Below are 11470 nucleotides of genomic sequence, written 5' to 3' on the forward strand. Positions count from 1 at the left end.
CGCCCGTCGCGGGTTCGCTTGTACTGCTGTTTTATTTATTGTTGTTGCGGTTTGCGCGGTCCAGCACCTGCAGCACTTCCCACCGGAACAGGTCGACTCCCACGCCATCCAACGCGGTCAGCATGAACGCCCCAATCGCGTCCATAAACCCGGCCTGGTATTCGAGGGCCTTGTTCTTGACGTGGAACTCGTAATGAAAGCGCAACGTATGGGGCTCGAACAGCCGGTGCACCTTCATGTTCATCCGCGTTTTGTGCAGATATTCCTTCGCGGCCAAGGCGCCCTGCGCATACAGGAGGTTGTCATCGACGTTCATCGGGCACTCCGGACGGAGGACGTTGCGCGATGCAGGTGAACTGACAGTTTGCGGGGCAATGCCCGCGTGGGATGGGTACAGCTTGGGTCGGTTGATCCATTGTCTTGCCTCTGGTTGAGTGAGGAGCCACCCACCTGGGAGGGTGGGCGGGCACACGACAAGGTCTGCAATACCGATCAACTATTCCAAAACCGGCAGGGCCGAAGCCCTCCCTGCCGGGCCCGCCCATAGGGACGAACGACGGCACGCGAGGGCTATAACGGCACTCACGGGAATAGTTGAATTCGGGATTGCAGTCCCGGCTGCGGTTGTTGCCGCAGCGGGGGGGAGTTTAGCGGGTGGATACAGCGTTAAGCAAGTCGGTGACGGATTCCGAATAAAAATTTATCGTCATTCTCGTCATAAAACAAAACAAGCCAAGTAAAATAAATCTTATTTAACCAGATTTTTGGCCCCAGCCATTACGATATCGTCGCATGCATTTGGAGTTGCCAAAACACGGCGCACCCGATTTATTTCCTTTCTAACAGGAATCCAAACATTTCCATCCCCACGGTTATACAGCATGACAAGACCTTGTTGCTGCAGCAACCTTATGGCGTCCGGGATCAACTGCCTATCATTTAAATCGAGACCTCTATAAAGAGCCGATTCAGCTCGTCCACTAAGACTTTGAACAAACAGTTTTCTCAATATTGTCAGAACCAATTTTTCGCCTCTAGTTAGCGACGAATTCAAAATTGCCGCTTGCGTCTTTGACGAATCCGAAAAACCCTCAAAGGTACAACTTCCGTCAAATTTATCCGCTGGCAAGTCTTCTTTACTCAGCCTTCCCCGTATCATCATGAAAACACAATTTTCAAACTTAGGGAGGCAATCATCATGATCAGCGTCAAGCAACTCCACACACTCAAAAAGGCAATTTCTAAACACGAAGCTTGAAAAATCAACCCCCTCACCCCAGTTATCCATAACGTAATTCTCAAATATCTCGCCCTCGATAATTACTTGCGTCTTCGGCGGATATGGATATTCCAAGCATACAGCAGCAACATCACCCTTCAGGCATCCGATATCTGAAGCGCCATCCATTGCAATGAACGCGCTATCTACTGAGGAAAGCGAAAATCCACTGATTCTTTTCAAATCCCGGCTGATACGGGTAATAGCAGTCTTTCCAACAAAGGAAGAAGCGAGATTTATAGCTGACTTCCAGCCCTCGTCTTGTAGACAGCCGTAGGGATTTACTATGAAATCGGTCACGTCCCGTGCTCTACAAACCTCGGCAAGCTCGAGATCGACGAAAGTTCTGGAATCATCCTCATCCCGATAAACTCCCAGACCAGGAAGCCTTTGAAGAAGGAGATTAGCCTGTTCGTCAGGCTCGGATTCGCATATTTGAATATACGTGTTTCTAATTTGCTGCTGCGTGAGCGGCCCAAGACCATCCGTACTAGCCCTTGCAATTGACGAAAGTCTTTCCAGTATCTTTCGCAAGGTTCTTCCATCCAGATTCGGACTGATTTTCGCCTCGCGCTCAAATATTTGATCTAGCAAATAGTGCCAGCCGTCCGTCGAATCTATCGAATCAGTGAGAATACCGGCGTCATCCAGCAAACCTCTCGTAGCAATATATGCGACGAGAAGTGGCCGCGTGGGCAGCCATGCGGGGAAAGGAATATTCTTCCCCGAAACCTTTTCTAAATATTGCTGAATTTGTTTCCGCGTGAACTCCCCAACGGCAATCGAACGCGTGGAAACGCGGGTTCCGAGGGCACTCCTTCGCTCCTCAGGGCTATTAAAATAGTGGTCCCTACCCGCAATCACAAATCCCGTACTGTGTGGCGTTTGTTCTATTAATTTTCTAATAGCCTCCAGAGATCGCCGCCGAGCTTCTTTCAGTTTGGATTTTGCTGAGGATATCCCGAGCGTGGTGATTTCATCAAAACCATCTATGATTAGTATTGCAAAGCCAGCTCTCCACGCTGCAACGAGACTATGAGGCTTTTCATAGCCAATTCTCCGCGCATGGCGCTCTAGCAGTTCAGAGGGATCGTCCTGGCCGGAATGTTCGCGCAAATTTATATATAGCGGAAATTGCGGCGTGCCGCCCGATCTGTACCTATCTCGAAGTGCGAAATATATCTGCCGAAGAGTCATACTCTTCCCCGCACCGTAGTCACCCAAAATGGTATAGCTACCGCCAGCCGCCAGACCCACCGATATCGAATCTACACTTAACTGCTCGCCGTTCCCAAGATCAAGAAGATCAAGTGGAATATAGTTCACCGATGGCCGAATCGCTTTTGTCACAGGATCCAGCACACTTCCGAACATATGATTTTCGCGCAACTCGAAATAGGACGGAACATCCACTAGCGCCTGCTGAAACTGGGAGAATGAGACAGCCTTTACTTGCTGTTTTCCGCTGAGCTTGACAGCTTCTCTCTGATCAGCCGTCGGTTCCTCCTTTGTGACAAACCAGCCGATGGCTCCCTTCATTGAGCCACTGCGCTGCTGTTCCGTCATCGCCCCAAACATCTTCCTTGTATCGTCCTTCGCCTTTTCGGCTCGTCGAGAGGTTGTTGCTTCTACATAATGAATTACATCGTCCGTTTCAAATATCCCATCGCGCTCTCTACCATCTTTCATTGCTGCTCCATCGAATTGAGCCGATGGCCAGCGCGCCCGAGCTATTCGACGGACTTCATTTTCAAAAACCAAATCTTCGTCATAACTCATTTAATTATTCCAATACAGGTTAAGACAACAAAATAATTCGGTTCGCGACAGATGACAGTTAGCTCACCGCCCCATCTGCAACGTATACCGGCAACCCGTCCGATAATTGCTGCATCCCCAAAACGCCCCACTCCTTCCATTCCGCGCCACCAGCTTCACCCCACAAGCCGGGCACGATGGCGTCCGGTAATCCCCCTCAAACACCTTCGCCAGCAGCGCGGCCTGCTTGTCTTCGGCCAGCGCGCGGATGCGCTCCAGCACCGCCGGCCCGTCCAATAGCTGGATACCGGCAAGCTCGGAATACTCCTGCACCGGGTTGCCGACATAACCGGACAAAGACCAGAACACGCCCCGCTTGACCTTGTGCGCCAGCATGGAGCCGCCCAGCGCCCGCACCTGCTCCACCTTCACGGGCTTGGACCACGCCTTGCACTGGACCACCGCCACGGGCGCGCTCTGGCCAGCCATGTACAGCGTGGCGTCAATGCCGCCGTCCGGGCCGTGCGGCACGGTCTTCACGGCAAACCCCATCTGCTCGTAGTACTGCACGCACAGCAGTTCGAACCGCTTCCACTCAAGCGACTGGATGGCCTCCAGCGTCCAGCTCTGGGGCGTGGCGGGTTCTGCCGGCGTGGGGGCTGGCGTGGGCGTGGTGGTGTTGCGCGTGGGGTTAGGCGGGTTGGGTGTGTTGCTGCCCGCAGCGTTGCGGGCGGGCTGGGGCGGGGCCTTTGGCGGGCGGACTCGCCCGGTCGGTTCAGTGCGCGGGGCCCCGAGCCGGGCATCGGGCTGCCGGCTGCGCTCCCGCAGGTACGACAGCACGGCAAAGAAGCCGAGCAGCAGCGCGGGCATCCAAGCCAGCCCGCGCGCCAGCATGCCGACACCGCTCAACAGCGGGTTGGCGCCAAACGCCGTCGGGAGGATGTTGTGAAAAATCAGGTAACTGGCCGCCGAGCCAATGGCCAGCATCCACCACGGCAGCGCCAACAGCAGGTCGCTGGTGGATGCTTGTTTTCTCCTCCGCCCCATTTACCGCCCCCGGCCTAATGCTTTTTAGATATTTAGGACTAGGCGCTTTCTCTGATAATCCGATTCAAATCAGGGCGCCGGTTTTTAATTGGGAAACAGCATAGGCGATGCATCGGGATTGCGCTGCCCCCGTTGGTGGGGTTTTGGGTGGTTTTTTGGGGTGGGGTTGATAAAGATCGAATGCGGGATGCTGATTTATGTTTGATGAAAATCTGAATTAAGAGTTGAGCATATCTGGAGTGCGGTGGTGGGCGGGGTTGCGTGGCCGGGGATGCGGGGCGTTGAGGGGTATTCGGAGGAAGTGTCTCCTTTCAGATTGGGCTTTGGCAGCGTGGCGTTTTGTACTTACTCGCGCAAAAACTCTCGGGTACGATGCGGCACCGCATTTGTCCACAACGACCGGACGCGAGCAGGTAATCCGGCACATCAACCCACCCAATAAGAAGACGGCTCAAACGTTGATGAACCTCTACAAGAAATCTCTCCTGGCGCTGGTTTGCGCCGTCTCTGTTTCGGCTTATGCCGCAGACAGCGCGCCTTCCGCCCCGAACGCACCATCGCCAAGCCCGGTAAAAAAGCGGAGCAAATGCGATTGCACCGCCATTCAGGAGAAGGCGGTCTCGTCGTTGGGGTTCGACCCGGCATCCGAGCAAGGTCAGATCATGCTGCGGTTTGTGAAGAAGGCAACGTCAAGCAACTCCAAGCTGAGCGAGCGGATACAGAGCTTCAATGAGCCGTCCATGGCGGAGGAAAAGCTGTCAGCCGCCGAGCGGCTGCGCACCTTGGCGTTGATGAGGACCATGCTCACGGCCACACCCACCGACTGCAAGGTGTATTTGGACGCCATCAAAGAAGAGGGCTCTACGGACTTCATGCACAAGATGTCGCCCCAAGCGTTGCAGGCCATGCTCGACACGATCGAGATCCGGGCGCTGCACGAGCCGTCCGATGACGACACGGACACCGGGGGCACGATCGAAGAAAAGCTGGAAACCCATAAGTATTTGCGCACGGCGTTCAAGGTCGACGAAAACGGGGTGCGCACGCCTCCACCGACGCAATGCGAGCAAATTCCGTTGATGATCGACCACGTGCTGGCAACGCCGAAGCCGAAGCAAGACCGGGCATCGCTTGCCTTGCTTCGCGTATTGGACCTACACCCCTCTGCCCCGCGAATGGTGCTCCGGCAACCCGAGACGTATTTGAACGAAGCCTTTGACGAGCGCGTTCTGCCCGAGTCAATTCGCAGCAGTCTGCCAGCGGATGGCAGCCGGCCGCTTCCGTTCAAACGTGCGGTGTTTGATTTGGAAGTCATCAGCAAGGGAGAGACAACAACCTCGCAAGGATTGACCAGCACGGTCATCAACCGGCGAAACAATGGCGTCTTGGCTGCATTTACGGCTCCCACTGTGGCGTCAGGTGACGTCGACTGGACCGAGCTTGGGCTCGGTTATGGCCTGGCAACACTGCGGTCGCACTTCGTGGAGTCGAGAATCAACGCATCTCAGGCTAACCAGCTGGAGCAAGCCGCGGTCGTGGCGGCAAACACGCCGCTCAAGGAAGGCATGACGCTGCGCGTCCCATTTCCTCAGCCGGACTTCCGGGGCGAAAAAGAGCGTGTCTGCACCGTCGGGGGAGAGAGACAAGCCTCGACCGTTTTTGCAAAGCTGACTGGCGCGGCCATTGACCTGCATTGCAAGATGACCTCGGCTAAAGGTGGGGTCACAGAACTCCATACCGTCTGGTTGACGGACTATCAGCTGGAATCCGTCCTTTCCGTTCAGAACCAATATGGCAAGAACGAAATCGTCATTCATGATGTGAAGTTCGAGTAGGGCATCCCATGAGAATCGCCGCCCTCTCCGATATTCACGGCAACCTCGCTGCGCTGGACGCAGTGCTGGAAGACATTCAGGCCCGGGGCGTCGATCTGATCGTGAACTTGGGCGATATTGCGTCTGGCCCGCTGCAACCGCGCGAAACGGTGGATCGGTTGATGGCACTGAACCTACCGACCATTCGCGGCAATCACGAAAGGCAGGTTCTTGCGGGCGACCCGTCACGCATGGGCGCGTCGGATCAGTACGCGTTTGAGCAGTTGCGGCCAGACCAGCTCGCTTGGTTTGCGAGCCTGCCCGTGCTTCGGTACATCCAAGACGACGTCCTGCTCGTGCACGGGTCTGCCCAGCACGACCTGACTTACTTTCTGGAATCGCTTTCTGAGAACGGATGCCGCGCGGCGACGCACGATGAAGTGCTCTCCCGCGCAGAAGATGCCGACGCAAAGCTCGTGCTGTGCGGCCACACCCATATGCCACGCGCGATGAAGCTGGTAGACGGCCGCTTTATCGTCAACCCGGGCAGTGTCGGCCTGCAGGCCTACAGCGATGCGTATCCCTTCGCCCACACGATCGAAACCGGCAGCCCGCATGCGCGCTATGCCATCGTGACTGAACGGGAGGGTGAATGGGCTGCTGAGTTTCGTGCGGTTGAATACGCGTGGGACGATGCGGCGGCGATTGCGGAGCAGCGGGGCCGGCCGGATTGGGCGGTTGCGTTGCGCACGGGCAGGATGGACCCACGGGGCTAGCCATGCTGAAAGCGCTAATGAAGCAGTTGCCAGCGATGCCCAAGATGACGCACGAGTGTGCGACGTATGTAGCGCCATACGAGAAATACGAGAAGAAATAAGCCACCCCGGGCTTGTTCCACACGCCACTTCCAACCTCCAACGCCATGCCCGAGCACATGAACGTCGCCATCATGCTGGAGCGCGCGACATCGCCCGCAGATCGGCTAACGACCATTTCCGCACTGGCAACGGCGTTTGCTCGGTTCTATGGCGAGCCCAAGGAGGTCTGCCGCATCAACTACGTGACCGGCGCGTCGGAATGCGAAGCGTGGTGCGCAGCTCCGCGCCTGCTTGAAGAGCAGCCCGGCGAGCATGAACTGCTCTTCGTCTATGGCAACCGGGTGGCGCTGCTCGATGGCTCGCGCAGCAGCATCCATACGGAAAGCAACGGCATGCGGGCGACATTCGTGGTGTCTTTGCCTGTGCCGCTGAGTTTGGCGCTCTCCAAACTGGAGCCCTACGTTCTGGACGCTGCACAAGCCATCTGCCGTGTGGCAGACACGTTTGTCATTGCTGGGGGCTGGGAGCTTGAACTAAGCGTGGACTTGCAGCTGCAAGACGTGTTGCAAGGCAACTTCACAGACTTCCCGTTGTGCCGGTGGTTGGCGGGGCCCACGCCGTTGTTTTCAAGTGGGCCGATGGGTTTTACGGCGGTGAACAGATCTGGCGACATCACGCTGCTCAGACGCGTTTGAGTTCGCAGCCACAGCATTGCCCTCGCACAGACGCATAAAAAAACCCGAAAGCCGGGGGGGCCAGCTTTCGGGTGACGCATGACTGATCGACGGATCGTTGATCGATCAGCCGCCCCCACGCGCTTCCATAGCACCGTGTCAACCGCGCTTCGAATTCAGGGGTATGCCTGCAAAACCCGTAACTCTGGAACCGGGAATCTGCTGGAGTACGCCTGGATGATGCTGCGCAAGCCATCCTTCAGTTCGGAGTGGCGAAGACGGTACTCACCATGGTTTGGATCGAAAACGTGAACATGGTTGCCCGATTGATGTGTGGCGATCGCATGGTTATCGCCGTTGGTTCGCATGATGACGAACACGTGCGATGCGTTGGCTTGGGCGAACATGTTTGCCAACGTCTGCATTGCCTGTTCTTCGTGGCTGATTACATCGACGACGACATCAGCTCCAAGCCGCACGCCGTAGTGCTGGAACGCAGGCGCAAACCATTCGCTGTACGGCCGGCCTTGGCCGCGAATCGCCAATTCATGCTGACGGTAGCCTTGTTGTTGAGCGCTAATACCCTCAAGCGTTTGAACCTGACTGAAATGCTCCATTCTTCCGTGGCTTGTCAGCGACTCATTCGCAATCGAATGAAGCCAAGCGGCCGAAAATACAACGCAAGCGGCTCTCACGTCCCCGACTTGAGCAAGCGCAGACGCTTGTTCAAACGGGGCATGCCTTGCGCGCTGGCTCCTGTCCGATGGGGCAGAAGCGCAAGCACCGCCTACCGGAAGCTTCGCCCGCAAGCGAAGTCCTGGGCTGCTCACGTGGTGAACAGTCCTGCTGTCGCGAAATGGTGCCTTGGGTAGCGCCCCGCGCTGCACGTTCGGGGCGTGTGCGGTTCGAGCTGACGGCTCTGACGGCATGTTCGATGGCGCCTGGCGCTGCGGCGAATCCAGCGACGGCATTGAAATGCCGTTGGCCGTGGACTGAATTTTCATTGGTTTGATGTGGCGTACGTCAAACAGCGCATTTTCGCCGCGCGACAGCCTGTCGCCCCGCCAGATGCGAAGCTGCAAATCCAGATACGAATTAACGCATTGGTAGCGCCGTCTGAAGCGTTGTCACGTTGTTGCGGCGCCTAACAAGCGACTGGCCGGCAAGCGCGCCCGTTTTTGCTTTCTTTTCTGGAACAACGGTTTCGTCTTTGCACTGCCCCCAGAGAGGGTTGCGTTCATATCATGGGTTATTTCGGTGAAAGGAGTTCCCATGGGATTGTGCGTTTCAAAACCTCGAACAGGCGGGGGCGATTATCAGTATGGAGGCGGGCGGCAGCCGGCCGCAGGAACTTCCACGGCCCAAAGCACAGACTCATCCCCTGCCCGCAGTCCGTCCTCATATCATCTCGAAAACTTGCCCAGGCGCGCCCGGCGCAAAGCGCGAGCACTGGAAGACGCTGTCAAAAATTCAGCTGTCCAGCATACCCATCCTCAATTGGCCGCATATGCCGACGCAGTGTTGAGAGCTGCAGGTACAGATGGCGTCAATCCAGAAATATCAACGCTCGACGGCGAGAACATCGAAACGCTAGCGGCGACTTACAACGCAAGACACCCCGATCTGAATCTTCAATGCTTTGCTTGGGCGCAAGTCTTCCTTGAGAGGCTCTACACGTCGAGGGAACCGGCATGGCGTGCATTGTTCCGACTGACCACCCAGAACCGGCATAGGATCGCAGCGGATATCAGAACGCACCCTGATGGGGGAAAGACCGTACTACTCCTGGAGTCAGCACTCTCCCACACCTGGGATAAAGATAAGAAAGAATATAACTTTATTCTTGGCCTTCAGTCGTTGCAGAAAAATATTGAAACGCATTTCAGCAACTGCAAAATGGCCGTCATCGATGTTGAGGCGCAAAAATCCAAGATCGGATGCACACTGTTTTCATTAAACTTTCTGCTTAACGCGTACCAAAAAGACGACTTATTTAATGCCCTTCATGAAAGATTGAATGAAACCGGTAGGTGTTTTGAAGGTCACGAATCCGAGATCATCGGTGGCATGGAATACATTGAGGGAACGAAAATACTCCCGCCAATCTTCTATAAGCATGCGCAGTCGCGCGGAACCATAGATGACTTTGTTAAGCACCAACCCCATCTTCAGAATAACAATGTAAGCACCAGCCGTTCTGGCCCCCGCGAGACGCTTCAGGAGCGCGTTCAAAACTTCCGCGTGACCCGGGGGGAACGGTCCTACAGCATGTCGATCGAGGCGTCGCGCATGCGAAAGATCCGGAAGGCGATTGAAGACTTGTGATGTTGGATCGCGCCGGAGCAGCGCTCGCTGCCTGCCGAGAATCTTCTGGAGTACGCGCTTCGGCTGCCAATAAAAAAACCCGAAAGCCGGGGGGCCAGCTTTCGGGTGACGCATGACTGATCGACGGATCGTTGATCGATCAGCCGTCCCCACATCAATTGCTGTAGATGAGCCCACGCGCCGCGCCGTTGACGTAGATGCGGCCGTACGTATTCCAGTCGCCGGCCATCACGCCGGAGTCGCCAAACTGGTGGGTGTCGTCGTTGAAGCACCCCTACTAAAGTGGGGTATCGCGCACTGAGTGCGATAAGACACGGCCCGCCGAAACGCGTCAATGCAATGTGTTAACTGCTGAGGTTTCTTGAACGTTGGGCTCGAACCGTCTGTTGGTCTTGGCTTTGCGGGGCCGGAAGCGCCGTGTTGGCGCCCGCAGAAAGGGCGCACGCGCAGGGTGACGTGTCACCGGACAAACTTATAATGACGCCCGGCCACCCGCCCACGCCACCGCCTGCCGCGCATGAAACTTGCGCCGCACCTGCAGTGGCGCCACCGGGCCGCTACACCATCCGGCCGAGCCCTTTTACCCAACGCCATGCCCTACCGCTTCCGTCCGTTGTCCGTTTTGTGTGCTGCTGCCAGCATCGCTGCCGCTCTGGCTGCGTGCAGCTCTGCGCCCACGCCGCTCTATCAGCAGGAGCAGTTCGATGCGGCGGCAAGCCCGTATGCGCGCACCTTCCACGCCAAATCTGACGCGACGTGCGAGGCGGCGCGCCGCGCGCTGCTGAGCCAGGGCTATGTGGCGAGTTCGCCGCGCCCAGACACCATCGACGGCAGCAAGAATTTCCAGCCGAGCAACGATTCGCACGTGGTGATCTCGTTCCACGTGGTGTGCGCAGAGGCCAATGCAGACGGCACCTCCAGCACGGCCTATGTGAACGCGGTGCAAGACCGCTACACGCTCAAGAAGACGAGCACATCGGCAAGCGTGGGGTTGAGCATCCTGGGCTCGGTGTCGCTGCCCATCGGTTCGGGTGACGATTCGATGGTGAAGGTGGCAAGCGAGACGATTCCGGCTGGCGTGTTCTACGAGCGTTACTTCAACCTGGTCGACCACTTCCTGAAGGTCGACCCGGCGCGCAAGGACCACAAGGTAGCCAAGGCGGCAGAGAAGGAACACGTGGCCCCGCTGCCCGAGCCCGCGCCCACGCCGCAAGGCGAGCCGATGAAGATGACGACGCCGGTGGTGCCTACGCCTGCCGCGCCGCCTGTGCCGGTGGCGGCGCCGGCTTCGGCTCCTGCGGCTCCGGCTGCTGCGCCGGCACCGAAGGCGCCTGCTGAGGCTGCAAGCCGGCATGCGGCGCCTGCAGCCACGACACCGCCGGCACCCACGCCCAGTCCGGCACCTGCATCCGCACCCGCTGGTGCGACAACCGGCGGCGCGAACTGAGCGCAACCGCCTCTGAATAAAACGCGTTCATCGAGGAAGCTGCATTCCTCGTGGCGGTAGCCGCCAACGACGCTGCTGTAGCGCGCGTGGCGGCATCAGGCAGGCACTCCCCTTCAGGCTGCCAGTTGCATTGCAGACGCAATATTCGTCGCCTGCCTCTCTTCCTGATGTACCACCAGCTGATAGCCGCGCGCGTAGACCCGTCGTTAAGCTCGACCCCCGTGGCCTTTCCGAAGCACAGCTTCTTGCGCAGCTTGTAGACATGCTGTTCGATGAACGCTCTGCAACGCTGGCGTCCGTTCCCCACA

At 57.1% G+C, this 11470-nt stretch carries 9 protein-coding genes; 5 read left to right on the forward strand and 4 right to left on the reverse strand.

The features are described from left to right. Window positions 1–31: 31 nt before the first annotated feature. The 3 genes from FUT88_RS24325 to FUT88_RS24335 all read right to left on the reverse strand — a co-directional run bounded on the left by FUT88_RS24325 (window position 32) and on the right by FUT88_RS24335 (window position 4084). A complete protein-coding gene (locus FUT88_RS24325) occupies window positions 32–316 on the reverse strand; it encodes a hypothetical protein (RefSeq protein WP_147219033.1) in 285 nt (94 codons plus the stop codon). 432 nt (window positions 317–748) lie between these two features. Next, window positions 749–3058 (reverse strand): NACHT domain-containing protein, encoded by a 2310-nt coding sequence (locus FUT88_RS24330; RefSeq protein ID WP_147219035.1) that lies wholly within the window; start codon window positions 3056–3058, stop codon window positions 749–751. A 63-nt stretch (window positions 3059–3121) separates the two neighbouring features. Next, window positions 3122–4084 (reverse strand): restriction endonuclease, encoded by a 963-nt coding sequence (locus FUT88_RS24335; RefSeq protein WP_147219037.1) that lies wholly within the window; start codon window positions 4082–4084, stop codon window positions 3122–3124. Window positions 4085–4470: 386 nt separating this feature from the next. On the opposite strand from FUT88_RS24335, the gene FUT88_RS24340 reads away from it, so the two are divergent. The 3 genes from FUT88_RS24340 to FUT88_RS24350 all read left to right on the forward strand — a co-directional run bounded on the left by FUT88_RS24340 (window position 4471) and on the right by FUT88_RS24350 (window position 7411). Further along, window positions 4471–5919 (forward strand): hypothetical protein, encoded by a 1449-nt coding sequence (locus FUT88_RS24340; protein ID WP_147219039.1) that lies wholly within the window; start codon window positions 4471–4473, stop codon window positions 5917–5919. Between the two features lie 8 nt (window positions 5920–5927). Next, window positions 5928–6674, forward strand: coding sequence for a metallophosphoesterase family protein (locus FUT88_RS24345; RefSeq protein ID WP_147219041.1), 747 nt, complete (start codon window positions 5928–5930; stop codon window positions 6672–6674). A gap of 173 nt (window positions 6675–6847) precedes the next feature. Continuing rightward, a complete protein-coding gene (locus FUT88_RS24350) occupies window positions 6848–7411 on the forward strand; it encodes a hypothetical protein (RefSeq protein WP_261797285.1) in 564 nt (187 codons plus the stop codon). Window positions 7412–7566: 155 nt separating this feature from the next. On the opposite strand, the gene FUT88_RS24355 is transcribed toward FUT88_RS24350, so the two are convergent. After that, window positions 7567–8394: a YopT-type cysteine protease domain-containing protein gene (locus tag FUT88_RS24355; RefSeq protein ID WP_316890954.1), complete on the reverse strand. Its 828-nt coding sequence runs from the start codon at window positions 8392–8394 to the stop codon at window positions 7567–7569. Window positions 8395–8662: 268 nt separating this feature from the next. Between FUT88_RS24355 and xopJ the strand changes: the two genes are divergently transcribed. Continuing rightward, window positions 8663–9715: a YopJ family type III secretion system effector XopJ gene (xopJ, locus tag FUT88_RS24360; protein ID WP_147219047.1), complete on the forward strand. Its 1053-nt coding sequence runs from the start codon at window positions 8663–8665 to the stop codon at window positions 9713–9715. Between the two features lie 592 nt (window positions 9716–10307). Further along, the gene (locus tag FUT88_RS24365) at window positions 10308–11162 is read left to right on the forward strand and encodes a DUF2242 domain-containing protein (protein WP_147219049.1); all 855 of its coding nucleotides are present in this window, start codon (window positions 10308–10310) and stop codon (window positions 11160–11162) included. Window positions 11163–11470: the final 308 nt, after the last annotated feature.

The sequence above is a fragment of the Ralstonia sp. TCR112 genome (assembly GCF_007997035.1).
GTDB classification, from domain to species: Bacteria; Pseudomonadota; Gammaproteobacteria; order Burkholderiales; family Burkholderiaceae; genus Ralstonia; species Ralstonia edaphi.